A 23,631-nucleotide genomic window follows, 5' to 3' on the forward strand; every position below is an offset into this window, starting at 1 on the left:
GAAAACGCGGTGCGACGCCGCGATCCGATGGGGCAGGATGCCGACCGTGATCCACACCGCGATCGTCACCGGCGCGAACCAGGGCATCGGCGCCGCGACCGCGAAGGCGCTCGCGGCCCAGGGCGTCAACGTCCTCATCACGTTCCTGCGCTTCGCCCCCGCGCCGGACCCGAGCCTGCCCCGCGAGTACTTCACCGCCCGCGAGTCGGACGCCGACGACGTGGTCGCCGCGATCGCCGAGGCGGGCGGGAAGGCGCACGCGGTGGAGGCGGACCTCACCGACCCGCACGCGCCCGCCGCGCTGTTCGACGCCGCGGAACGGGTCTTCGGGCCGGTGGACATCCTGGTCAACAACGCCTCCGGCTGGGTGCAGGACACGTTCCTCGCGGTCGAGAAGGACCGGTTCGGCCGGGTGCTCCAGGCCGTGACGCCGCAGACGTTCGACGCCCAGTTCGCGGTGGACGCGCGGGCGGGCGCGCTGCTGATCGCCGAGTTCGCCCGGCGGCACATCGCCCGTGGCGGCAACTGGGGCCGGATCGTCGGCCTGACCTCCGGCGGCCCGCACGGGTTCCCCAGCGAGGTCTCCTACGGCGCGGCGAAGGCGGCGCTGGACAACTACGCCATGTCGGCGGCGGCCGAGCTGTGGCCGCACGGCATCACGTCGAACGTGGTCAAGCCGGGCGTCACCGACACCGGCTGGGTCAACGACGCGGTGCGCGCGGAGCACGACGTGTCGCAGCCCGAGGACGTGGCCGCGGTGGTGGCGTTCCTGTGCTCGGAGGCGGCGGCGAGGGTGACGGGGAACGTCGTCACCCTGCGCTGATTCCGGCCGAGTGCGTATTACCCGCTGGTAACATGACGGCCGTGAAGGCATCGCGTCTGCGCCGCGGCATGAACCTGTGGCCCCCGTTCCTGTTCGCCGGCATCCGCGTGGTCGAGCTGTCCGACGACTACCGCTACGTCAAGGTCCGGATGCGGATGCACTGGTGGAACCGCAACTACGTCGGCACCCACTTCGGCGGCTCGCTGTTCGCGATGACCGACCCGTTCTGGATGCTGCTCGTGCTGCACAACCTCGGCCGCGAGCACCTGGTCTGGGACCGGGCGGGCGAGATCGAGTTCGTCAAGCCCGGCCGCGGCACCGTGCACGCCGAGTTCCGGCTGACCGACGAGCGGCTGGAGGAGGTCCGCTCGCTGACGGCCGACGGCGGCAAGGCCCTGGTCTGGTTCTCCACCGACGTGGTGGACGACCGCGGCGAGGTCGTCGCCCGCACCCGCAAGCAGGTCTACGCCCGGCGCAAGAACCGCAAATCGGTGGACGGCGGCGTGGCCGAGACCGTGTGATGATCCCATGCGTTCTGCCTTCGGCTCGACCTTCGACGTCCCCCTCGGCTACCTGAACACGGCGAGCATCGGCGTGCCGCCGGCGCACACGGCCTCCGTCGTCGCGGACGCGGTGCGGCGGTGGGCGACCGGTGCGGACGGTCCCGGCGCGGTGGACGAGCAGGTCGGCACGGCCAGGGAGGCGTTCGGGCGGCTCGTCGGCGTGCCGTCCGAACGGGTCGCCGCGGGTGCGTCGGCGTCCCAGCTCGTGTCGCTGGTGGCGGCCGGGCTGCCCGCCGACGCGTCGGTGCTCGTGGTGCGCGGCGAGTTCACCAGCCTCACGTTCCCGTTCGCGGCGCGCGGCCTGCGGGTCACCGAAGTCGATCTCGACGACGTCGTGGCCGAAGCGGGGCGGCACGACCTGGTCGCGGTGAGCGTCGTGCAGTCCGCCGACGGGCGGGTGGCGGACCTGGACGGCCTGCGCGCGACCGGCGTGCCCGTGCTGCTGGACGCCTCCCAGGCGGTCGGCTGGATGCCGCTGGACCTGGGGTGGGCGGACTGGGTGGTGGCCGTCGGCTACAAGTTCCTGATGTCGCCGCGCGGGTGCGCGTGGCTCGCCTGCTCGCCCTCGGCGCTGGAGCGCACGGTGCCCGTGGCGGCGAACTGGTTCGCCGGCGAGGACCCGTGGGCCACCGTGTACGGGCTGCCGCTGCGGCTCGCGCCCGACGCCCGGCGGCTCGACATCTCCCCGGTCTGGCTGTCCCAGTACGGCGCCGCCGCGTCCCTGCCCTACCTCGCCTCGCTCGACCTCGCGGCCGTCCGGGACCACGCCGTCGGACTGGCCGACGCCCTGCTCACGGGCCTCGGGCTGGCCCCGCGCGGGTCGGCCGTCGTGTCGCTCGACCTGCCGTCCGCCGGCGAGCGGCTCGCGGCGGCCGGCGTGCGGTCCAGCCTGCGCGCCGGGCGGGTGCGGCTCGCGTTCCACCTCTACAACACGGTGGAGGACGTCGACCTGGTGCTCACAGCGCTCGCCTGACCCTCTTCCGTTACCGTGGGTCTTTGTGTCGGTTCCTCCCGAATCACCCGAAGAGGTGACGCAGCGGATCCCGCCCGTCCGTCCGTCGGACACCGCGCCGCTGTGGCGGTCGGAGATCGGGCAGCTGGACTCGCTGCTCGGCTCCCCTCCGCCACCGCCGCGCCGCCGTGCCGCGCCGGCGGGCACGGCAGCGCGCTCGCGGCGCGGGCTGGTGCTCAAGGGGCTGGGACTGCTCGGCGTGGCCGTGGTGTCCGGGCTGGTGTGGCTGGTCGTGATGCCGAAGAACACCCACACCGGCACGCCGACCACCACCTCCGCGCCGGCGGGCGAGTTCGCGTTCACCGCGTCGCCGGACGTCCCCGAGCCGCTGAAGGACAGCGACTGCGCGGTGCACGCGTACGGGCAGACCAAGACGTTCCTGACCAGCACCCCGTGCCAGCAGCTCACTCGCGGTCTGTACACGACCAAGACACCCGACGGGGTGACCGTCTACACGTCGGTGTCCATCGTGCGGATGAAGACGGCCGAGGACGCCGCCAAGCTGAAGGACCTGACCACCCGCGACGGCACGGGCAACGTCAACGACCTGGTCAAGGACGGCGCGGTGCGGGTGCCGAACCTGACCACCCTGGGCAACGGCGGCTTCGCGGCCCGGCAGCAGGACCGCGACGTGATCATCATCGAGTCGGACACGGTCAAGCACGGCCCCGACGAGACCGCGCACAACACCCTGATGAAGCGGATCAGCAACGACGCCTTCCGCCTCGCCGCCGAACTGACCTCCTGACCGCGCCCGGCACCGCCCACGACGCGGGCCGACCGGGACACCGGACCTGTCCACAGCCGCCGGCGGCTGCCTTGCGCCGGGAGCCGCCGTGTGCCCCGGTGCCACCGTGGGCTCTGGAGCCACCGGGTGCCTCCGGACGCCTGGAGCCACTGGGTGCCCGGATCGCCCGCGCCCGGATCGCCCGTCCTGGGAGCCGCCCACGTCCCGGGGTTGTCGCGCCTCGGCTCGCCGCCACCCCTATCAGTCCGGCGTCGCCCACGCACCCTGAGCCGCCCGCCGCGCCGTGAGCTGCCTGCCTTGCCGTGAGCCGCCCACCTGCCGTGAGCCGCCGACGGGTCCTGAGCTGCCCGCCGTGCCCTGAGCCGCCTGCCGTGCCCCGAACTGCCCGCCGCCCCCGAGACGTCCCACGCCGAACCCCGCGCCCAGCCCATGCCCAGGCTCGTCCGCAGTTGTCCACAGCCCGGCTCCGGACGCACCTCGTCGTCGGTGCCCGCCGGCAGAATCAAGACAGGGGTCCCCTGGCGGGGACCCCTGCGCAGCATCCTGAGGGCGGGTGTCAGCCCACCCCGGCACCCGGGAACGTGATCGACGTGGGCGTCACGCCCGCCGCCTTCCGCCACCGCGTCGCGCGCACCGCCGACACGGTCAACGCGTCCAGCGCCGACGTCCGCAGCGCCCCGTCGTCGGTCCGCTCCAGCACCCCGCGCCACGCCGCGCACGCGTCGGTCTCCACCGTGATCAACGCCGCGATGGCCGACGCCGCGCTGTCCACCGGCTGCGGCGGGAGGTAGGCCGGGGCCGGTGGGCGCGGGGTCGCGCCCGCGTCGCGCAGCCACCGCTCCGTCACGTCCCGCCGCGCCCGGTGCGCGTTCGCGCCGTCCGCCACCGCCGCCGCCTGCTGCGGACCCGTGATGAACGCGCTGACCAGCCCGTACGTCCACACCGCCGCGTGCTCTGCGGCCAACGCCCCCTGCACCGCGTCCACGCTCACGACAACGCCTCCACCAGGCTCGCGCACCCGGCCGCCACCGACGCCACCAGGCCCACCCGGTGCGGCTCGACCGACGCCACCATGTCCCCCGCCTGCTTCTGCGCCGCCTGCAACGCCGGCACCAACGCCTCGCGCGACGCCCCCGCGGGCGGCGCGACCGGGGCCGACGTCGTCGGCGGCGCCGAAGACCCCGGCACGCGCGGCGTGGCGCGGTCGACCTCGGCCTGCAACCGCGTGGCGTGCTCGGTGCGCGCGGCGGCGGTCTCGGGCGCGCCCACGGCGGTGGCCAGCGCGGCGTCCGACAGCGCCGCCTTCACCAACTCCGCCAGCGGGTCCGGTGGCGGCGGAGGGGGAGGGGGTGTGGTGCACGCGACTGCCAGCGGCGCGGTGGCCGTCGCCAGCAGCACCGCGCGCCTGCTGAACGCCGTTCTTCCGATCACGGGTTCCGATCCTGCCAGAGGCGGCCCCTCGCCCGCGGGACGTGTCCGACCGCCGAACGAGATAGTCTGGGCGACCACGGCCGGCGAGTGCAGCGTCGGCCGGGGTTGCCGTGCCCTCTGCACTCGAAGAGAACTTGGAGTCACCACGTGTCCAGCCCGCCGCGCGGAGAACTCGCCGCGCAGCTAGCACCCGTCGTGCGGGAGGCGGTCGAGGCGATCGGCTTCGACCTCGAGCTGCTCGACGTGAACCAGGCTGGGCGTCGCAGGCTGGTCAAGGTGGTCGTGGACGGCGACGAGGGGATCGGGCTGGACGAGGTGGCGCAGGCCAGTCGCGCCGTGTCCGCCGCCCTCGACGCGCACGAGCACCTGATCGCGGGGCCGTACACGCTCGAGGTCACCTCGCCCGGCGCGGACCGCCCGCTCACCAAGCCTCGCCACTGGAAGCGCAACCGGCTGCGCCTGGTGAAGGTCAAGCAGCCGGACCAGGTCGAGTGGTTCGGCCGCGTCGGCGACGCCGACGACACCGGGGTCGTGCTGTTGGTCAAGGGCGAGCTGCGCCGCGTCGAGTACCGGACGATCGAGCGCGCCGTCGTCGAAGTCGAGTTCAAGCAGCCGCCGGTCGAAGAGCTCGCGCTCCTCGAAGGCAAGCACCTGGAGGAGGAGTCGGAGTGAACGTCGACATCGCCGCTCTCAGGGCGATCGAGCGGGACAAGGACATCCCCTTCGACACCGTCCTCGAGGCCATCGAGACCGCCCTGCTGACCGCCTACAAGCACACCGAGGGCCACCACTCGCACTCCCGCGTCGAGATCGACCGCAAGACCGGCGTGGTGCGGGTGCTCGCCCAGGAGCTGAACCCGGACGGGACCGTCGCCGAGGAGTGGGACGACACCCCCGAGGGCTTCGGCCGCATCGCCGCCACCACCGCCCGCCAGGTCATCCTCCAACGCCTGCGCGACGCCGAGCACGAGCGCACGTTCGGCGAGTTCTCCGCCAAGGAGGGCGAGATCATCGCCGGCGTGGTGCAGCGCGACGCCCGCGCCAACGCCCGCGGCATGGTCGTCGTCCAGATCGGCGACACGGAGGGCGTGCTGCCGCCCGCCGAGCAGGTGCCCGGCGAGTCCTACGAGCACGGCTCGCGGCTCAAGTGCTACGTCGTGGGCGTCTCCCGCGGCGCGCGCGGCCCCCAGATCACCCTCTCGCGCACCCACCCGAACCTGGTCCGCCGGCTCTTCGCGCTGGAGGTCCCGGAGATCGCCGACGGCACCGTGGAGATCCCGGCGGTGGCACGTGAGGCAGGTCACCGTTCGAAGATCGCGGTCCGCACGACGGTGCCCGGCGTCAACGCCAAGGGGGCGTGCATCGGCCCGATGGGTGCCCGGGTGCGCAACGTCATGAGCGAGCTGGCCGGTGAGAAGATCGACATCATCGACCACTCGGACGACCCCGCCACGTTCGTCGGGAATGCTTTGTCACCGGCGAAGGTTGTGTCCGTGAGAGTGCTCGACGAGCGCGCCAAGACGGCACGGGTCGTGGTCCCGGACTTCCAGCTCTCCCTCGCCATCGGCAAGGAGGGCCAGAACGCCCGGCTGGCCGCGCGCCTGACCGGCTGGCGCATCGACATCCGCAGCGACGCGGAGGCCGGCGGGTCCGCTCCGGCGGGCGCGGCGACATCCGGTTCGGCTGACTAGGCAACAGGGGATAGACTTCTCAGTGGTTCAACGTCGGGGATCGGATCTCACGCACCACGGCCCGGTTCGTACGTGCATCGGATGCCGCGCCCGGACGTTGCCCTCCGAGCTGCTGCGCGTGGTGGTCGTGGACGGGGCCGTGGTCCCGGACACACGCAGACGGCTGCCCGGTAGGGGAGCATGGTTGCACCCCGATCCGGACTGCCTCCGCAACGCCGAGAAGCGGCGGGCGTTCCCCCGGGCCTTCCGGGTCCAGGGGCCGCTCGACGTGGAACGCGTTCGCGGTCACCTCGAGCGGTGTTGGGAAGTAGGTCGCGGGATCGCCCCGGGACCAGCAGGAAGCAAGGAAGCAGGTCGACCCGTCATGAGTCAGCCGTGAAGCTGAAGACATGAACGCGCGACGTTAAGACGAGGTCGACGGGACTTGCCCGCCGGCCTCCCTCACAGAGGAGTGCAGTGGCAGGTAAGGCCCGCGTGCACGAGCTCGCCAAAGAGCTCGGCGTCACGAGTAAAGAACTGCTGAGCAAGCTCGCCGACCAGGGCGAATACGTGAAGTCCGCGTCCAGCACCGTCGAGGCCCCGGTGGCCCGGCGGCTGCGTGACGCCTACGCCAAGGGCGAGTCGAAGCCCAAGCCGTCCGGTGCCCGCCCGGCGCCGCCCAAGCCCGCGCCGTCGGCGTCGGGCGAGGTCCGCAACGACCCGACCCCGCGTCCGTCGGCGCCCGCCGGCAAGCCGGGTCCCCGTCCGGTGCCCGGCCCCAAGCCGATGGCCCCGAAGCCGATGGCCAAGCCGGCCGCGCCGCAGCCCGCGGCGCCGGCGGCGACGCCGCAGCCCCAGGCCCCGGCCCCGGCCGCGGCCTCCGCACCGGCTCCGGCGCCGGCCCCGACCCCGGCGGCCGTGCCGCAGCCCCCCCAGCAGGCGCCGCGCCCGGCTCCCGGCCCGCGCCCCGGCCCCCGCGCCCCGCAGCAGCAGCCCGCGGCGGCGCAGAACAGCCCGTCCGTGGTCCCGCCGCGCCCGCAGGCCCCCAAGCCCGCCGGTCCGCGGCCGCCCCGTCCGGGCAACAACCCGTTCGGCGTCGGCGGTGGCGCTCCCGCGCCGCGTCCGCAGGCGCCGCGCCCGGCCGCGCCCGGCGGTGGCGAGCGGCCGTCCGGTCCCAAGCCCGGTGACACCCGTCCGGCGGGCCCCCGTCCGGGTGGCTCCGGCGGCGCTCCCGGCGGTCCCCGGCCCAACCCCGGCAACATGCCGCCGCGGCCGAACCCGGGCATGATGCCCGGTCGTCCCGCTCCCCGCCCCGGTGGCGGTGGTGGCGGCGGTCGTGGCCCCGGCGGTCCCGGTGGCGGCGGCGGTGGCCGCGGTCCCGGTGGCGGCGGTCGTCCCGGCGGCGGTGGCGGTGGCTTCCGTCCCGGCGGCGGTGGCGGCGCCGGCGGCGGCTTCCGACCCGGTGGCGGCGGTGGCGGCGGCGGTGGCTTCCGCCCCGGCGGCGGTGGCGGCGGTGGCGGTGGCGCACCGGCCGGTGGCGGCGGCTTCCGCGGTCGTCCCGGTGGCGGCGGTCCCGGTGGTCGCGGCGGCGCCGCGGGCGCCTTCGGCCGTCCCGGTGGCCCGGCGCGTCGCGGTCGCAAGTCGAAGCGGCAGAAGCGCCAGGAGTACATGGACAACATGCAGGCGCCGTCGGTCGGCGGCGTCCGCCTGCCCAAGGGCAACGGCGAGACGATCCGCCTGCCCCGCGGCGCCTCGTTGACCGACTTCGCCGACAAGATCAACGCCAACCCGGCTTCGCTGGTGCAGGTGCTGTTCCACCTCGGCGAGATGGTCACCGCGACGCAGTCGGTGTCCGACGAGATCCTGGAGCTGCTCGGCTCCGAGATGAACTACGTCGTGCAGGTCGTGTCCCCCGAGGAGGAGGACCGCGAGCTGCTGGAGACGTTCGACATCACCTACGGCGACGACGCCGGTGGCGAGGAGGACCTGCAGGTCCGCCCGCCGGTCGTCACCGTCATGGGTCACGTCGACCACGGCAAGACGCGCCTGTTGGACACCATCCGCAAGGCGAAGGTGGCCGAGGGCGAGGCCGGCGGCATCACCCAGCACATCGGCGCCTACCAGGTCCGCACGGAGCTGGAGGGCAACGAGCGCCTGATCACCTTCATCGACACCCCGGGTCACGAGGCGTTCACCGCCATGCGCGCCCGTGGTGCGAACTCGACCGACATCGCGGTCATCGTGGTGGCGGCCGACGACGGCGTGATGCCGCAGACGGTGGAGGCGATCAACCACGCCCAGGCGGCGGGCGCGCCGATCGTGGTCGCGGTCAACAAGATCGACAAGGAGGGGGCCAACCCCGCCAAGATCCGCCAGCAGCTCACCGAGTACGGGCTGGTCGCCGAGGAGTACGGCGGCGACACGATGTTCGTGGACATCTCGGCGAAGCAGGGCATCAACATCGACGGCCTGCTGGAGGCGATCCTGCTGACCGCCGACGCCTCGCTGGACCTGCGCGCCAACCCGGAGATGGAGGCGCAGGGCGTCGCCATCGAGGCGCACCTCGACCGCGGTCGCGGTCCGGTGGCCACGGTGCTGGTGCAGCGCGGCACGCTGCGGGTGGGCGACTCGATCGTCGCCGGCGCCGCGTACGGGCGCGTCCGCCGCATGGTGGACGAGCACGGCGTGGACGTCACCGAGGCGTACCCGTCGCGTCCGGTGCAGGTCATCGGTCTGACGTCGGTGCCCGGCGCGGGTGACACGTTCCTCGTGGTCGAGGAGGACCGGGTGGCGCGGCAGATCGCCGAGCGCCGCCAGGCCCGCAACCGCAACGCCATGAACGCGGCGAAGCGCAAGCGCGTCAGCCTGGAGGACCTGGACGCCGCGCTGAAGGAGACCAGCGCCCTCACCTTGATCATCAAGGGCGACAACTCGGGTACCGTCGAGGCGCTCGAGGACGCGTTGATGAAGATCGAGGTCGGCGACGACGTCGAGCTGCGGGTCATCCACCGCGGCGTCGGTGGCATCACCGAGGGCGACATCAACCTCGCCGTCGCGGGTAGCGCCATCGTCCTGGGCTTCAACGTCCGGGCCGAGGGCAAGGCCACCGAACTCGCCAACCGCGAGGGCGTGGACGTCCGCTACTACACGGTGATCTACCAGGCGATCGACGAGATCGAGCAGGCCCTCAAGGGCATGCTCAAGCCGGAGTACGAAGAGGTCCAGCTGGGCCGTGCCGAGATCCGCGAGGTCTTCAAGTCCTCCAAGGTCGGCACGATCGCGGGTTGCCTCGTGGTGTCGGGCGAGATCCGCCGCAACGCGCGGGCCCGCCTGCTGCGCGACAACAACGTCGTGCAGGAGAACCTGCCGATCAGCTCGCTGCGCCGGTTCAAGGACGACGCGACCGAGGTCCGCGAGGGCTTCGAGTGCGGTCTGACGCTCGGCAACTACAGCGACCTGAAGGTCGGCGACATCATCGAGACGTTCGAGATGCGCGAGAAGCCGCGCGCCTGATCGTCGTCAACCAGGTGCGGGGCCGTCGCCCGGCGGCGGCCCCGCACCTTCGGACCCGGTGGTCATCTGTGTTCGTGGGTGCCCTTGAGCTGGACGTGCTGCTCGGCGACGTCCACTCGTTGAAGCAGAAGCGGTCGGTGGTCAAGCCGGTCGTGGCCGAGCTGCGCCGCAGGTTCGAGGTGTCCGTCGCCGAGGCGGGCCACCTGGACCTGCACCGGCGCGCCCTGATCGGAGTGGCGGCCGTCGCCGCCGACGCCGAGCATGTGAGGGACGTCCTGACCGCGTGCGAGCGGCTGGTGGCCGGACGGCCCGAACTGGAACTTCTCTCCGCCCGCCACAGGTTGGTCGGGCCGGAGGACGACTAGCAGGCGTCGCCGCTGGAGGCGACGAATCGCAACGACAGGAGGGGAGCGCCGTGGCCGACCAGGCACGGGCTCGCAAGCTGGCCAAGCGGATCTCGCAGATCGTGGCTTCCGCGCTGGAGCACGAGGTCAAGGACCCCCGGCTGGCCCGCGTCACGATCACGGACACGAGGGTGACCGGCGACCTGCACGACGCGACGGTCTACTACACCGTGCTCGGCGAGCGGCTCGACTCCGAGCCGGACTTCGCGGGGGCCGCGGCGGCGCTGGAGAAGGCCAAGGGCGTGCTGCGCACCATGGTCGGCCAGCAGACCGGTGTCCGGTTCACGCCGACCCTGTCGTTCGTCACGGACACCGTGCCCGACGAGGCGCGCCGGATGGACGAGCTGCTGGCCAAGGCGCGGGAGCTGGACGCCGAGGTGGCGCGGATCGCGCACGGCGCGGAGCCCGCGGGCGAACCCGACCCGTACAAGCCCGCGCGCGACGCCGAGGACGCCGACTAGCGTTCTGGGCGTGCGCAACGACCCGAGCTTGAACGACCCCCGTTCCACCGAGGACCTGGACGCGGACCTCGCCGAGGCGGCCCGCGTCCTGTCCACCGCCACCGACGTCACGCTGCTGGCCCACGTGAACCCCGACGCGGACGCGTTGGGCAGCGCGTTGGCGCTGGGGTTGGCCCTGCACCGCCGCGGGGTGGCGGTCCGGGTGTCGTTCGGCGCGCCGGACGAGGTGCCGGAGACATTGCGGAGCCTGGACGTGGCGGGGCTGCTCGTGCCCGCGTCCGCCGTGCCCGCCGCGCCGCCCGTGCTGGTCGCGCTGGACACCGGCAGCGTCGGGCGGCTGGGGCCGTTGGCCGACCGGGTGTCCACCGCCGGTGTGGTGGTGGTGTTGGACCACCACGTGTCGAACCCCCGGTTCGGGCACGTGAACGTGGTCGACGACCGGGCCGAGGCGACCGCGATCGTGGTGCTGCGGCTGCTGGACGCGCTGGGCGTGGAGCTGGACGAGCCGGTGGCCCGGTGCGTGTACGCGGGTCTGGTGACGGACACGCGGTCGTTCCGGCACGCGTCGGCGACGACGCACCAGGTGGCGGCCCGGCTGCTCGCGGCCGGGGTGGACGCCGAGGCGGTGGCCCGGCCGCTGATGGACTCTCACCCGTTCGGGTATCTCGGGATGTTGGCGAAGGTGCTGGGCCGGGCGTGCCTGGAGCGGGAGGCCGCGGGCGGGCTGGGGTTCGTGCACGCCGTCGTGACGCTGGAGGACGCCTCCGGGCTGCGGCCCGAGGAGGTGGAGAGCGTGGTCGACCTGGTGCGCACCACGGCGGAGGCCGAGGTGGCGGCGGTGCTGAAGGAGCTGCGGCCGTCGTCGTGGTCGGTGTCGTTGCGCGCGGTGAGCGCGGTGGACGTGCGCGAGGTGGCGCAGCTGCTCGGCGGCGGTGGCCACCGGCTCGCCGCGGGCTTCACCGCGACGGGTCCGGCGGAGGAGGTCCTGGCGCGGCTGCGGGCCGCCCTGGAGACCGTGGCCGCGTCCTGAGCGTTGAATTCGGGTGTTCCGAACGTAGGACACTCGCGTTCTGGACGTAGGACTCACGTGGTCCGGTGAGGGGTGTCGGTGGAGGAGCGGGTTCCGGCGCGGCGGGTGGTCGGGTTGGCCGCGCCCGCGCTGGTGGTGCTGGCGGCCGAGCCGCTGTACGTGCTGGTGGACACGGCGGTCGTCGGCCACCTGGGCGGGTTGCCGCTGGCCGGGCTGGCGCTGGGCGGCGTGCTGTTCACCCAGGTGGCCACGCAGCTCACGTTCCTCTCCTACGGCACCACGGCCCGCACGGCGCGGCTGTTCGGCGCGGGCCGCCGGTCCGAGGCGGTCGAGGAGGGCGTGCAGGCGACCTGGCTCGCGCTGGCCGTCGGCGCGCTGGTGATCGTGCTCGGGCAGGCGCTGGCCGGTCCCGCCGCACGGCTGCTGGCAGGCGGTGGCGAGGTCGCCGACAACGCGGTGTCGTGGCTGCGGATCGCGTTGTTCGGCGCGCCGTTCGTGCTCGTCACGATGGCGGGCAACGGCTGGATGCGCGGCGTGCAGGACACCCGCCGCCCGCTGCGGTACGTGCTGGTCGGCAACGGCATCTCGGCCGTGCTGTGCCCGCTGCTGGTGCACGGCGCGCACTGGGGGCTGGAGGGCTCGGCGGTCGCGAACGTGGTCGCGCAGGTGCTGTCGGCCGGGTTGTTCTTCCGGGCGCTGCGCTCGGAGCGGGTGGCCCTGCGGCCGGACCGCCACCGGATGCGGGCCCAGCTCGGCCTCGGCCGCGACCTGGTGCTGCGCAGCCTCGCCTTCCAGGCGTGCTTCCTGTCCGCCGCGTCGGTGGCCGCGCGCACGTCGGTCGGCGCGGTCGGCGCGCACCAGGTGGTGTTGCAGCTGTGGACGTTCCTCGCGCTCGTGCTGGACTCGTTGGCGATCGCCGCGCAGTCGATCGTGGGCGCGGCGCTGGGCGCGGAGCGGCGCGAGCAGGCACGCCGGTTCGCCTGGCAGGTCACCGGGTACGGGCTGTGGTTCGGCGTGCTGCTCGGGATCGTGTTCGCCGCGCTGTCCGGCCCGCTGCCCCTGGTGTTCACCAGCGACCGGGCGGTGCTGGACGAGGTGCCGCACGCGTGGTGGTTCTTCGTGGCGTTGCAGCCGATCGCGGGCGTGGTGTTCGCGCTGGACGGCGTGCTGCTCGGCGCGGGCGATGCCCGGTTCCTGCGGACCGCCACGCTGGTGTCGGCGGCGCTGGGCTTCTTGCCGCTGGTGTGGGCGTCCTACGCGTTCGGCTGGGGGTTGGCGGGCATCTGGAGCGGCCTGTCCGCGTTCATGGTGCTGCGGCTGGTGCTGGTGCTCGCGCGGACCCGGTCGGGCAAGTGGGCGCGGGTCGGCGCCGGGTGGTGAGGCGGTGACCAGGCGTGATGTGGCGAGGGGCACCCCGGGGAATCGTTAACACAAGGCAACTGTTTCTCGATACTGGGAGTGCCGCCGCAGAACGCCTAGGAGATCCGCCTTGCCGGTCGATCGTGCCACGAAGCAAGCGTGGCTGATCTGGTCAACCGCCGTCCTCGTCTACATCGCCGCCCTCTTCCACCGCACCTCCCTGGGTGTCGCCAGCCTGGAGGCGGGCGACCGCTTCTCCGTCGGCCCCGCCGGTCTCGGCACCTTCACCGTGCTCCAGATCGGCCTCTACGCGCTGATGCAGATCCCCACCGGCCTGCTGGTGGACCGCTTCGGCCCGCGCCGCGTGCTGATGGCCGCCGCCCTGCTCATGGGCCTCGGCCAGACCCTGTTCGCGCTGGCCGGCTCCTACCCGCTCGGCCTGACCGCCCGCGCCGTGCTCGGCGTCGGCGACGCGATGACGTGGGTGAGCGTGCTGCGGCTGGCCGCCGCGCACTTCCCGCCCCGCCGGTTCACGCTGGTGATGACCCTGTCCGCGGCGCTCGGCGGCGCGGGCAACCTGGTCGCGACCGTGCCGTTGACGCTGCTGCTCGACAACGCGGGCTGGACGGCGACGTTCCTGGTCGCCGGCCTGGCGACGGCGGCGTACTCGGCCGTGGTCGGGTGGCGGGTGCGCGAGGTGCCCGACGGCGTGCCGCAGCCGGAGGTGGAGCGGGTGCCGCTGCGCGCGGTCGGCGCGAAGGTGCGGCAGGCGTGGCGCGAGCCGAGCACCCGGCTCGGGTTCTGGGTGCACTTCACGTCCATGTCCACGCCCGCGCTGCTCGGCCTGCTGTGGGGCTTCCCGTACCTGGTCGAGGCGCAGGGCCTGTCCCGGCCGTCGGCGTCCGCGGTGCTGAGCACGCTGGTGCTGGTGGCGATCGTGACCGGGCCCGTGATGGGCACGGTGATCGGGAGCAGGCCGGCCTGGCGGATGCCGATCGTCGGCACCTACCTGGCCGCGGCCCTGCTGTGCTGGGCGGTGCTGCTGGGCTGGCCCGGCGGCGTGCTGCCGACGCCCCTGCTGTACGGGGTGTTCGCGGTGCTGGCGGTGGGCAACCCGGTGTCCGGCGTGGCGTTCGCGCTGGTGCGCGACTACAACCCGCTGCACCGGGTGAGCACGGCGACCGGCGTGGCCAACGTCGGCGGCTTCGGCGCGGTCACGTTCACCGCGCTCGTCGTCGGCGTGCTGCTGGACGTGGTCGAGCCCGTGGCGGCGGCCCCGCAGGCGTACCGGATCGCGTTCGTGGCGGTGGCCGCGGTGCTGCTGGTGGGCGTGTGGCGGACCGTCGTGTGGTGGCGCCGGGCGCGTGCCGCGGTGTTCGCCGCCGAGGACCGCGGCGAGACCGTGCCCGTGCAGTTGCGCCGCCGTCGTTGGGACGTGATCGGCGACCCGGCCGTCCGTGGAGCCGGCGAGCGGGATCTGGTCGAGGCTTAGGATCCTCGTCCGTGTCCGCATCTTCACGTCCTCCCGTCCAGCCCGGCCTCGTGGTGATCGACAAGCCCGACGGCATGACCTCCCACGACGTGGTGGCCAAGGTCCGCCGCATCCTCGGCACCCGCAAGGTCGGGCACGCGGGCACGCTCGACCCGATGGCGACCGGCGTCCTCGTGCTCGGCATCGAGCGGGCCACCAAGCTGCTCGGCCACCTGGCGCTGGACAGCAAGGCGTACCTGTCGACGATCCGGCTGGGCTCGTCCACCACGACCGACGACGCCGAGGGCGAGGTGCTGTCCACGACCGACGCGTCCGAAGTGGACGAGGACGCGATCCGGGCCGGGGTGGCGAAGCTGACCGGCGCGATCCAGCAGGTGCCCAGCGCGGTGAGCGCGGTGAAGGTCGACGGCAAGCGCGCGTACGCGCGGGTCCGCGCGGGCGAGGCCGTGGAGCTGCCCGCCCGACCGGTCACGGTGCACCGCTTCGACGTGCTGGCCGTCCGGCGTGAGGAGAACGCCACCGAACTCGACGTGATGGTGGAGTGCTCGTCCGGGACGTACGTGCGCGCGCTGGCCCGCGACCTCGGCGCGGACCTCGGCGTCGGCGGCCACCTGGCGGCCCTGCGCCGGACCCGCGTCGGGCCGTTCGACCTGCGCGTGGCCAAGACGCTGGAGCAGCTGGAGAGCGCGCCGGGCCTGTCCCTGGACCTCGACGCGGCCGTGTCCACGGCGTTCCCGCGCCGCGAGATCGCGCCCCGCGAGGCGGTGGCCCTGTCGCACGGCCGCCGCCTGGCCGCCGGCGGGCTGGCCGGCACCTACGGCGTGTTCGGCCCGGACGGCCACGTGGTCGCCCTGGCCAAGGACGAGGGCCCGATCGCCAAGCCGCTGGTGGTCCTCACCCCCGCCGGGTAGGGCTCCGGGGTCGCGAGCCCGTTGGCGGTTCTCACGGCCGCGGGGTAGGCCCTACCGTGGAGCCATGGCGAGATGGGTGTGGCCGGCCGTGGCCGGTGTGGTGACGTCGGCCACCGGGGTGGCGATCAGCCTGGCCGCCGACGCCGCGGGCAACCCGTGGGCGTGGGTGGCGGTCGCGTTGCTCGTCGTGCTGGGCGTGGTGGTCACGCTGCGCGTGCAGCCGACGACACCGCCCGCCGGCCCGGAGCCGCGGCCCGCCACGACGGTGCACAACAGCGTGTCCGGCTCGGTCACGGGCAGCGTGGTGCAGGCGGGCGACCTCGGCTCGGTGACGATCAACTCGCCGACCACGGTCAACCAGCACGCCGTCGCGCGCGAGGGCGGCACGGTGCACCAGGCCGGCCGCGACATCCGCCGCGACTGACCCCGCGGAGTCGAACGGCTGCGGTGCGGCCCGCCGGTGACGCGAGGCCGTCGCCGGGCCGGCCGTGTCGAAGGTCGCGGTGGCCTGGGCGTGTCGAAGGTCGCGGTGGCCCGGCGGGGGGCGAGGGTCGCGGTGCCGGCGGGGGCGAGGGTCGCGGTGCCGGCGGAGGCGCGAGCGACCCCGCGGCGTGGCGGGCGCGGCGTGGCTCGGCCGGCTTCGGCGGTCGCCCTCGGGCCGTCCCCTAGGCTTGCCGGCGTGCAACGCTGGAGAGGGCTCGACGACCTGCCGGGCGGCTGGGGCCGATGCGTGGTGACCATCGGCGTGTTCGACGGGGTGCACCGCGGCCACCAGGCGCTGATCGCCCGCGCGGTCGGGCTGGCGGCCGAGCGGAACGTGCCGAGCGTCCTCATCACGTTCGACCCGCACCCGTCCGAAGTGGTCCGACCGGGCAGCCACCCGGCCCAGCTCACCAGCCTGCACCGCCGCGCCGAGCTGGTCGAGCGCCTGGGCGTGGACGTGTTCTGCGTGATCCCGTTCACCGCCGAGGTGGCGCGCACCCCGGCCGACGAGTTCGCGCACGAGGTGCTGGTCGAACGACTGCACGTGGCGGCCGTGGTGGTGGGGGAGAACTTCACCTTCGGCCACAAGGCGGCGGGCAACGTCGAGTTGCTGCGCGCGCTGGGCAAGCGGTTCGGTTTCGTGACCGAGGGGGCGGACCTGGTGACCGACGACGGCGTGACGTACTCGTCCACCTACATCCGGGCGTGCATCGACGCGGGCGACGTGGCCGCCGCGGCCCAGGCGCTCGGCCGGCCGCACCGGCTGGAGGGCATCGTGGTGCGCGGCGACGGCCGCGGCAAGGAGCTGGGCTTCCCCACGGCCAACCTGTCGACCACGCGGTTCGCCGCCGTGCCCGCGGACGGCGTGTACGCGTGCTGGTTCGTGCACGGCTCGGGCCGCCGCCTCCGGGCCGCGGTGAGCGTGGGCACCAACCCGACGTTCTCCGGCCGGGAACGGCGGGTCGAGGCGTTCGTGCTCGACGTGGACGAGGACTTCTACGGCCAGCGGGTGGCGCTGGACTTCGTGGACCGGCTGCGGGACATGGAGAAGTTCGACAGCGTCGAGTCGCTGCTGGAGCAGATGCACCGCGACGTGGCCACGGCCCGTGAACTCCTGACGGATCCGGGTGACGCCTGACGGGTTGAACCAGGTGGGTGGAACCCGCCGTGCGACACCTCACGACCTGGCAAGATGCCTGACACGTCCGTCGGTCAGGGGAGAGGCGAAGGTGGAGGACCACAAGATCGTCCAACGCAACCTCGCGTTGCAGCGGGAGTGGTACGGGGAACCCCTGGGCGACCGGGTGCGCCGGCTCGTGGTCGCGTTCAACGTCTCCCAGGCCCAGCTCGCGGACGTGCTGGGCATCAGCGCCCCCATGCTGAGCCAGGTCATGAGCGGCCGCCGGGCCAAGATCGGCAACCCCTCCGTCCTCGCCCGGATGATCATGCTGGAGCGCAAGGTCCTCACCCCCGACGTGGCCTCCGGCTCCCCCGAGGCGTTGCAGCGCGCGCTGGAGGACGTCCGGCAGTCGAAGCCGACGGTGAGCCGCGACTCGCTGCCCGTGAACGGCGACGACGAGGCCGTGGTGTTCCCCTTCCTGCGCCGCCTGGCCGACCGCCGCGAGCTGTCGCAGGCCGCCGACGTGCTGGGCGAGGACTTCCCGGCCCTCGCCGAGCTGCTGCGCCGCGCGGGCAAGGGCCGCGACGGCTGACCGCCGTGAGCCTGTTCACCGCCCTCTTCCCGCCCGCCGACGTCGTCGCCGAGCTGCACGACGCCCTCCGCCCGGTCCGCGCGGCGCACCCCCGGCTGCGCTGGGTGGACCCGACCCGCTGGCACGTCACCGTCCGGTTCTTCGGCGAGGCCGAGCCCGCCGGCCGACTCGACGGCCTGGACCGGGTGACCGCGCCCGTGCTGCGGCTGCGCGGCAGCGGCACGTTCCGGCAGGTGCTGTGGATCGGGGTGGACGGCGCGCTGGACGAGCTGGGCGCGGCCGCGGGCGTGCCGGCGGACTGGCGGCCCCACCTCACGGTCGCCCGCGGCGCGGTGCTGCCGCACGTCGGGTTCACCGGTCGCGAGTGGACCGCCACCGAGGTGGCGCTGGTCCGCAGCCGCCCGGGGGAGGGCTACGCGGTGCTGGACCGGGTGCCCTTGACCACGCCAAACGCGTAACGCGCGGCCACAGCTGGTAACCTCGACAGTTGGGTCTGGCTGCGGTCCGTGGCGGCCAGCACCGACTACCCCGCCCAGGCGGGGCCCCACGGCACCCAACCAGCACGAGGAGTAGCGAGCACGTGGCACTGACCACCCAGGAAAAGAAGACCATCCTCGCCGAGTACGGCGTCCACGACACGGACACCGGTTCGGCCGAGGCCCAGGTCGCGCTGCTGAGCAAGCGCATCGCCGACCTGACCGAGCACCTGAAGAAGCACAAGCACGACCACCACTCGCGCCGTGGTCTGCTCCTGCTGGTCGGCCGGCGCCGCCGGCTGCTGAACTACCTGCAGAAGGTGGACATCCAGCGGTACCGCGCCCTGATCGGGCGCCTCGGCCTGCGCCGCTGAGACGTGCCGAGGGGGAGTGGCCACCGGGTCGCTCCCCCTCGGCGCAACACGGAAAACAAAGACGAGGGAAGCACGCGCGGAGCCCGGGACGACAGTTCGCCGGTCCTCGGTAGTGGCCCCCTGGTGGGTGGAAACCCAGGGGACTTCGATCGAAGACCGGCCTCGTCCGAACCGCGATCCCGCGCCGTGAGCGCGCTGTGACCCGCATGACGAGGAGAAGTACCCCTATGACGGACATCGAGGTCCACGAGACTTCAGCCGTGATCGACAACGGTCGGTTCGGCACGCGCACCATCCGCTTCGAGACCGGTCGCCTGGCCCGCCAGGCGGCGGGCTCGGTCGTCGCCTACCTGGACGACGAGACGATGCTGCTGTCGGCGACGACGGCGTCGAAGCACCCCAAGGAGCACTTCGACTTCTTCCCCCTCACGGTGGACGTCGAGGAGCGCATGTACGCCGCGGGCCGCATCCCCGGCTCGTTCTTCCGCCGCGAGGGTCGCCCGTCGACCGACGCGATCCTGACCTGCCGGCTGATCGACCGGCCGCTGCGCCCGTCCTTCGTGGACGGTCTGCGCAACGAGATCCAGGTCGTCATCACGGTGATGAGCCTGAACCCGGCCGACCTGTACGACGTCGTGGCGATCAACGCCGCGTCCGCGTCGACGCAGCTCGCCGGCCTGCCGTTCTCCGGCCCCATCGGCGGCGTCCGGGTGGCGCTGATCGAGGGCCAGTGGGTGGCGTTCCCGACCCACGAGCAGCTCGAGAAGGCCGTGTTCGACATGGTCGTCGCCGGTCGCGTGGTCGGTGACGACGTCGCGATCATGATGGTCGAGGCCGAGGCCACCGAGCACGTCACCGACCTGGTCGGCGAGGGCGCGCAGGCGCCCACCGAGGAGGTCGTGGCCGCCGGCCTGGAGGCCGCCAAGCCGTTCATCCGGGTGCTGTGCGAGGCGCAGGCCCAGCTCGCGCAGGTCGCCGCCAAGGAGACCGCCGAGTTCCCGACGTACCCGGCCTACCAGCCCGACGCCTTCGAGGCCGTCGAGCAGGCCGCGTCCGGCGAGCTGGCGCAGGCGCTGACCATCGCGGGCAAGCAGGAGCGCGAGAACCGCCTCGACGAGGTCAAGGCGTCGGTGCTGGAGAAGCTGGCCGAGCAGTTCGAGGGCCGCGAGAAGGAGGTCGGCGCGGCGTTCCGCTCGCTGACCAAGAAGCTCGTCCGCCAGCGCATCCTGCGCGACAAGGTGCGCATCGACGGCCGCGGCCTGACCGAGATCCGGTCGTTGTCGGCCGAGGTCGAGGTCATCCCGAGGGCGCACGGCTCGGCGCTGTTCGAGCGCGGCGAGACCCAGATCCTGGGTGTCACCACGCTGAACATGCTGCGCATGGAGCAGCAGATCGACTCGCTGTCCCCGGAGACGCACAAGCGCTACCTGCACCACTACAACTTCCCGCCGTTCTCCACCGGTGAGACGGGCCGCGTCGGCTCGCCGAAGCGCCGCGAGATCGGCCACGGCGCGCTGGCCGAGCGGGCGCTGGTGCCCGTGCTGCCCAAGCGCGACGAGTTCCCCTACGCGATCCGCCAGGTCTCCGAGGCGTTGGGCTCCAACGGCTCCACGTCCATGGGCTCGGTCTGCGCGTCCACCATGTCGCTGCTCAACGCCGGTGTGCCGCTGAAGGCGCCGGTCTCCGGCATCGCCATGGGCCTGGTGTCCGACGAGGTCGACGGCAAGACGGAGTACGTCGCGCTGACCGACATCCTCGGCGCCGAGGACGCGTTCGGCGACATGGACTTCAAGGTCGCCGGCACCAAGGAGTTCGTCACCGCGCTCCAGCTGGACACCAAGCTCGACGGCATCCCGTCGGACGTGCTCGCGGCGGCCCTGGGCCAGGCCCGGGACGCACGCCTGACCATCCTGGAGGTCATGGCCGAGGCCATCGACCGCCCGGACGAGATGAGCCCGTTCGCGCCGCGCGTGACGTCGGTCAAGATCCCGACCGACAAGATCGGCGAGGTCATCGGCCCCAAGGGCAAGATGATCAACTCGATCACCGAGCAGACCGGCGCCGACATCTCCATCGAGGACGACGGCACGATCTACGTCGGCGCGGCGGACGGCCCGTCGGCCGAGGCCGCGATCGGCCTGATCAACGCGATCGCGAACCCGCAGCTGCCGAAGGTCGGCGAGCGCTTCCTGGGCACCGTGGTGAAGACCGCGGCGTTCGGCGCGTTCGTGTCCCTGCTCCCGGGCAAGGACGGCCTGATCCACATCTCCAAGCTGGGCAACGGCAAGCGCATCGGCAAGGTGGAGGACGTCGTCAAGGTCGGCGACAAGCTCCGCGTCGAGATCGCCGACATCGACCAGCGCGGCAAGATCAGCCTGGTCCTGGTCAACGAGGACGCGGACGCGGCGCCCGCCGCCGACAACCCCGCCCAGGACGCCGCTCCCGCCCCCGCCGTCGAGGCCGAGGCCCCGGCGCAGTGACGACGAGCGTCAACGGGACGGCCGCGAGTGCTCCTGGCACTCGCGGCCGTCCGCTTACCCGCCCGCTCGGGCACCTGCAGAAGCCCGGCAGCACGGTGTCGCTGGAGCGCGGCCCGGAGGGCGTGGCCGTGCGCCGCAGCCTGCTGCCGTCGGGCCTGCGGGTCATCACCGAGCGCATCCCGGGCGTGCGGTCGGCGTCGGTCGGCCTGTGGGTGCAGGTCGGGTCGCGCGACGAGCGGACCGAGGTCGCGGGCGCCGCGCACTACCTGGAGCACCTGCTGTTCAAGGGCACGGCGAACCGCACGGCCGCGCAGATCGCCGAGGAGATCGACGCGGTCGGCGGCGAGCTGAACGCGTTCACCGCCAAGGAGCACACCTGCTACTACGCGCACGTCCTGGACGAGGACCTGCCGTTGGCCATGGACCTGGTGTGCGACGTGGTGTTCGACGCGCTGTGCGAGCTGCGCGACTTCGAGACCGAGCGCGGCGTGGTGCTCGAAGAGATCGCGATGCGCGACGACGACCCGGAAGACCTGCTGCACGACGCGTTCCTCGACGCCCTGCTGGGCGACCACGCGCTGGGCCGGCCGGTGCTCGGCACCGAGCAGTCCATCGGGGACATGGACCGCGACGCGCTGTTCGGCTTCTACAAGAAGCGCTACACGTTGCCGCGGATGGTGCTCGCGGTGGCGGGCAACATCGACCACGCCCGGGTGATGCGGCTGGTGCGCAAGCAGGTCGGCGACCGGCTCGACCGCGTCGGCACGCCGGTCGCGCCGCGGTCCGGCCGCGCCCGCATCCCCGCGTCGCGCAAGCTGGTGCTGCACTCCGACGACACCGAGCAGGCGCACCTGATGCTGGGCGTACGCGGGCTGGACCGGCACGACGAGCGCCGGTTCGCGCTGAACGTGCTCAACGCCGCGCTGGGCGGCGGCATGAGCTCGCGCCTGTTCCAGGAGGTCCGGGAACGGCGCGGCCTGGCGTACCAGGTGTACTCGTCGGTGGGCCTCTACGCGGACGCGGGCACGCTCTCGGTGTACGCGGGCTGCCAGCCCGACCGGCTCGGCGACGTGGCCGGCGTGGTGCGCGAGGTGCTGTCCACCGTGGCGCGCGAGGGGATCAGCGACGCCGAGGTGGCCCGGGGCAAGGGCCAGCTGCGCGGCGGGCTCGTGCTGGGCCTGGAGGACACCAGTTCGCGCATGTCGCGCATCGGCAAGGGCGAGCTGAACTACGGCGACTACCTGTCGGTGGAGCAGACGCTGGCGCGCATCGACGCGGTCACCGCCGAGGACGTCGCGGCGCTGGCGCGCGACTTGCTGCGACGCCCCGTCGCCGCCGCCGTGGTCGGCCCTTACGCTCACGCCGACGATCTGCCGTCCCAGGTGCACGAGGTGATCTCTTGAGTTCCGTACCCCCGCCCGACCCCGCGAGCGGGTCCTCGGCCGAACCGCTCCGCGTCGGCGTCATCGGCGCCAGGGGCCGCATGGGCGCCGAGGTGTGCCGCGCGGTCGAGGCCGCGGCGGACATGGAAGTCGTCGTGACGGTCGACGCGGGCGACCGGCTGTCCGACCTGGCCGACGCCGGCGCCCGGGTCGCGGTCGACTTCACCGGCCCCGACGTGGTGATGGACAACCTCCGCTTCTGCGTGGACAACGACATCCACGCCGTCGTGGGCACGTCCGGGTTCGACGCGCAGCGGCTCGACGCGGTGGCGGAGTGGCTGGCGTCGAAGCCGGAGCTGGGCGTGTTGATCGCGCCGAACTTCGCCATCGGCGCGGTGCTGTCCATGCGGTTCGCCGAGCTGGCCGCCCGGTACTACGAGTCGGCCGAGGTGATCGAGCTGCACCACCCGCGCAAGGTGGACGCGCCCTCGGGCACCGCCGCGCACACCGCCCGGCTCATCTCGCGGGCGCGGGAGGCGGCGGGCCTCGGCCCGATGCCGGACGCGACCACGCAGGAGGCCGACCGCGCGCGCGGCACGCTCGTGGGCGACGTCCGGGTGCACTCGCTGCGGGTGGCCGGGCTGATCGCGCACCAGGAGGTCGTGTTCGGCACGGAGGGCGAGACGCTGACGCTGCGGCACGACTCGCTGGACCGCAAGTCGTTCATGCCGGGCGTGCTGCTGGCCGTGCGGTCGATCGCGCGGCACCCGGGGCTCACCGTGGGCCTGGACAAGTACATGGACCTCTGAAGGTCCGCGTGAGGACCCGCACCGTCGCGTTCCTGATCACCGCCGCGCTGGCGGTGTACTTCGTGCTGCTCGGCGGCCGGGCCGCGGTGCTCCTGGGCACCGGCGACCCGGTGGGCATCGGCCTCGGCGTCGGGGTGCTGGTGCTGCCGCTGATCGGCGCGTGGATCGCGTGGACGAACCTGCGGTTCGGCTTCACCACCGAGCGGATGGCGCGGCAGCTCGACGCCGAGGGCGGTCTCCTCGACACGTCCGGGCTGCCGCGTCGCCCGTCCGGGCGGGTGGACCGGGACGCCGCCGACGAGTGGTTCGACCGGCGCCGGGCCGACGTCGAGGCGCGCCCCGACGACTGGCGGGCGTGGTTCCTGCTGGCCCAGGCGTACGACCTGGCGGGTGACCGCGGTCGGGCGAGGGAGACCATGCGGAGAGCGATCGAGCTGTTCCAGTCGCCGACGAATACGGTGTGATCCAGCCGACTGAGACGTGATTCATCCGGTCTTC

General features: G+C 73.3%; 25 protein-coding genes. 23 read left to right on the forward strand and 2 right to left on the reverse strand.

Annotated elements, in window-relative coordinates; genetic code table 11:
* Positions 1 to 37: 37 nt before the first annotated feature.
* From ACWEFJ_RS14875 to ACWEFJ_RS14890, 4 genes are read left to right on the forward strand one after another with little or no spacing between them, the layout of a single operon-like run.
* Positions 38 to 823, forward strand: a complete 786-nt coding sequence (locus ACWEFJ_RS14875; RefSeq protein ID WP_449714043.1) for an SDR family NAD(P)-dependent oxidoreductase — start codon at positions 38 to 40, stop codon at positions 821 to 823.
* A gap of 41 nt (positions 824 to 864) precedes the next feature.
* Positions 865 to 1,344 (forward strand): DUF4442 domain-containing protein, encoded by a 480-nt coding sequence (locus tag ACWEFJ_RS14880; RefSeq protein ID WP_378096693.1) that lies wholly within the window; start codon positions 865 to 867, stop codon positions 1,342 to 1,344.
* Between the two features lie 7 nt (positions 1,345 to 1,351).
* Positions 1,352 to 2,359, forward strand: a complete 1,008-nt coding sequence (locus ACWEFJ_RS14885; RefSeq protein WP_449714044.1) for an aminotransferase class V-fold PLP-dependent enzyme — start codon at positions 1,352 to 1,354, stop codon at positions 2,357 to 2,359.
* Positions 2,360 to 2,384: 25 nt separating this feature from the next.
* Complete coding sequence (locus ACWEFJ_RS14890) at positions 2,385 to 3,146, forward strand: hypothetical protein (protein WP_449714045.1); 762 nt, start codon at positions 2,385 to 2,387, stop codon at positions 3,144 to 3,146.
* Positions 3,147 to 3,702: 556 nt separating this feature from the next.
* On the opposite strand, the gene ACWEFJ_RS14895 is transcribed toward ACWEFJ_RS14890, so the two are convergent.
* Both ACWEFJ_RS14895 and ACWEFJ_RS14900 read right to left on the reverse strand, forming a co-directional pair.
* Positions 3,703 to 4,137: a ferritin-like domain-containing protein gene (locus ACWEFJ_RS14895; protein WP_378096684.1), complete on the reverse strand. Its 435-nt coding sequence runs from the start codon at positions 4,135 to 4,137 to the stop codon at positions 3,703 to 3,705.
* Positions 4,134 to 4,577, reverse strand: coding sequence for a hypothetical protein (locus ACWEFJ_RS14900; RefSeq protein WP_449714046.1), 444 nt, complete (start codon positions 4,575 to 4,577; stop codon positions 4,134 to 4,136). The genes ACWEFJ_RS14895 and ACWEFJ_RS14900 overlap by 4 nt, the downstream gene beginning before the upstream one ends.
* 147 nt (positions 4,578 to 4,724) lie before the next feature.
* Between ACWEFJ_RS14900 and rimP the strand changes: the two genes are divergently transcribed.
* The 19 genes from rimP to ACWEFJ_RS14995 all read left to right on the forward strand — a co-directional run bounded on the left by rimP (position 4,725) and on the right by ACWEFJ_RS14995 (position 23,597).
* Positions 4,725 to 5,249, forward strand: a complete 525-nt coding sequence (rimP, locus tag ACWEFJ_RS14905) for a ribosome maturation factor RimP (protein WP_378096678.1) — start codon at positions 4,725 to 4,727, stop codon at positions 5,247 to 5,249.
* The gene (gene nusA, locus ACWEFJ_RS14910) at positions 5,246 to 6,268 is read left to right on the forward strand and encodes a transcription termination factor NusA (protein WP_378096675.1); all 1,023 of its coding nucleotides are present in this window, start codon (positions 5,246 to 5,248) and stop codon (positions 6,266 to 6,268) included. The genes rimP and nusA overlap by 4 nt, the downstream gene beginning before the upstream one ends.
* 127 nt (positions 6,269 to 6,395) lie before the next feature.
* Positions 6,396 to 6,647 carry a YlxR family protein gene (locus ACWEFJ_RS14915; protein ID WP_449714108.1) on the forward strand — a complete coding sequence of 84 codons (252 nt, stop codon included), beginning with the start codon at positions 6,396 to 6,398 and terminating at the stop codon, positions 6,645 to 6,647.
* A gap of 77 nt (positions 6,648 to 6,724) precedes the next feature.
* Positions 6,725 to 9,760 (forward strand): translation initiation factor IF-2, encoded by a 3,036-nt coding sequence (gene infB, locus ACWEFJ_RS14920; RefSeq protein ID WP_449714047.1) that lies wholly within the window; start codon positions 6,725 to 6,727, stop codon positions 9,758 to 9,760.
* A 68-nt stretch (positions 9,761 to 9,828) separates the two neighbouring features.
* On the forward strand, positions 9,829 to 10,125 hold the full coding sequence (locus ACWEFJ_RS14925; protein WP_378096294.1) for a DUF503 domain-containing protein: 297 nt from the start codon (positions 9,829 to 9,831) through the stop codon (positions 10,123 to 10,125).
* Between the two features lie 50 nt (positions 10,126 to 10,175).
* Positions 10,176 to 10,625 (forward strand): 30S ribosome-binding factor RbfA, encoded by a 450-nt coding sequence (gene rbfA / locus ACWEFJ_RS14930; RefSeq protein ID WP_378096297.1) that lies wholly within the window; start codon positions 10,176 to 10,178, stop codon positions 10,623 to 10,625.
* 10 nt (positions 10,626 to 10,635) lie between these two features.
* Entirely contained in the window at positions 10,636 to 11,655 is a 1,020-nt protein-coding gene (locus ACWEFJ_RS14935) for a DHH family phosphoesterase (protein WP_378096300.1), read from the forward strand.
* Between the two features lie 78 nt (positions 11,656 to 11,733).
* The gene (locus ACWEFJ_RS14940) at positions 11,734 to 13,035 is read left to right on the forward strand and encodes an MATE family efflux transporter (RefSeq protein ID WP_449714048.1); all 1,302 of its coding nucleotides are present in this window, start codon (positions 11,734 to 11,736) and stop codon (positions 13,033 to 13,035) included.
* Between the two features lie 109 nt (positions 13,036 to 13,144).
* A complete protein-coding gene (locus ACWEFJ_RS14945) occupies positions 13,145 to 14,506 on the forward strand; it encodes an MFS transporter (RefSeq protein ID WP_378096306.1) in 1,362 nt (453 codons plus the stop codon).
* 11 nt (positions 14,507 to 14,517) lie between these two features.
* Positions 14,518 to 15,417 (forward strand): tRNA pseudouridine(55) synthase TruB, encoded by a 900-nt coding sequence (gene truB / locus ACWEFJ_RS14950; RefSeq protein ID WP_378096309.1) that lies wholly within the window; start codon positions 14,518 to 14,520, stop codon positions 15,415 to 15,417.
* A gap of 64 nt (positions 15,418 to 15,481) precedes the next feature.
* Positions 15,482 to 15,841: a hypothetical protein gene (locus ACWEFJ_RS14955; RefSeq protein WP_378096312.1), complete on the forward strand. Its 360-nt coding sequence runs from the start codon at positions 15,482 to 15,484 to the stop codon at positions 15,839 to 15,841.
* A 255-nt stretch (positions 15,842 to 16,096) separates the two neighbouring features.
* Positions 16,097 to 17,038 carry a bifunctional riboflavin kinase/FAD synthetase gene (locus tag ACWEFJ_RS14960; RefSeq protein ID WP_378096315.1) on the forward strand — a complete coding sequence of 314 codons (942 nt, stop codon included), beginning with the start codon at positions 16,097 to 16,099 and terminating at the stop codon, positions 17,036 to 17,038.
* A gap of 91 nt (positions 17,039 to 17,129) precedes the next feature.
* Positions 17,130 to 17,612, forward strand: a complete 483-nt coding sequence (locus ACWEFJ_RS14965) for a helix-turn-helix domain-containing protein (RefSeq protein ID WP_378096318.1) — start codon at positions 17,130 to 17,132, stop codon at positions 17,610 to 17,612.
* A gap of 5 nt (positions 17,613 to 17,617) precedes the next feature.
* Positions 17,618 to 18,070 (forward strand): 2'-5' RNA ligase family protein, encoded by a 453-nt coding sequence (locus tag ACWEFJ_RS14970; protein WP_449714049.1) that lies wholly within the window; start codon positions 17,618 to 17,620, stop codon positions 18,068 to 18,070.
* A 122-nt stretch (positions 18,071 to 18,192) separates the two neighbouring features.
* Positions 18,193 to 18,462, forward strand: a complete 270-nt coding sequence (rpsO, locus tag ACWEFJ_RS14975) for a 30S ribosomal protein S15 (RefSeq protein WP_141981300.1) — start codon at positions 18,193 to 18,195, stop codon at positions 18,460 to 18,462.
* 227 nt (positions 18,463 to 18,689) lie between these two features.
* Entirely contained in the window at positions 18,690 to 20,942 is a 2,253-nt protein-coding gene (locus tag ACWEFJ_RS14980) for a polyribonucleotide nucleotidyltransferase (protein WP_449714050.1), read from the forward strand.
* 95 nt (positions 20,943 to 21,037) lie between these two features.
* On the forward strand, positions 21,038 to 22,345 hold the full coding sequence (locus ACWEFJ_RS14985) for a M16 family metallopeptidase (protein ID WP_449714051.1): 1,308 nt from the start codon (positions 21,038 to 21,040) through the stop codon (positions 22,343 to 22,345).
* A complete protein-coding gene (dapB, locus tag ACWEFJ_RS14990) occupies positions 22,342 to 23,133 on the forward strand; it encodes a 4-hydroxy-tetrahydrodipicolinate reductase (protein WP_449714052.1) in 792 nt (263 codons plus the stop codon). Before ACWEFJ_RS14985 ends, dapB begins: the two co-directional genes overlap by 4 nt.
* Before the next feature lie 8 nt (positions 23,134 to 23,141).
* Positions 23,142 to 23,597, forward strand: a complete 456-nt coding sequence (locus ACWEFJ_RS14995; RefSeq protein ID WP_378084909.1) for a hypothetical protein — start codon at positions 23,142 to 23,144, stop codon at positions 23,595 to 23,597.
* Positions 23,598 to 23,631: the final 34 nt, after the last annotated feature.

It is taken from the genome of Actinosynnema sp. NPDC004786 (assembly GCF_053601135.1).

Bases quoted from the DNA above. Each gene is read 5' to 3' on its own strand.
- ACWEFJ_RS14875 (WP_449714043.1), top strand. From the start codon at position 38: ATGCCGACCGTGATCCACACCGCGATCGTCACCGGCGCGAACCAGGGC.
- ACWEFJ_RS14885 (WP_449714044.1), top strand. From the start codon at position 1,352: ATGCGTTCTGCCTTCGGCTCGACCTTCGACGTCCCCCTCGGCTACCTG.
- ACWEFJ_RS14955 (WP_378096312.1), top strand. From the start codon at position 15,482: ATGGCGAGATGGGTGTGGCCGGCCGTGGCCGGTGTGGTGACGTCGGCC.
- ACWEFJ_RS14980 (WP_449714050.1), top strand. From the start codon at position 18,690: ATGACGGACATCGAGGTCCACGAGACTTCAGCCGTGATCGACAACGGT.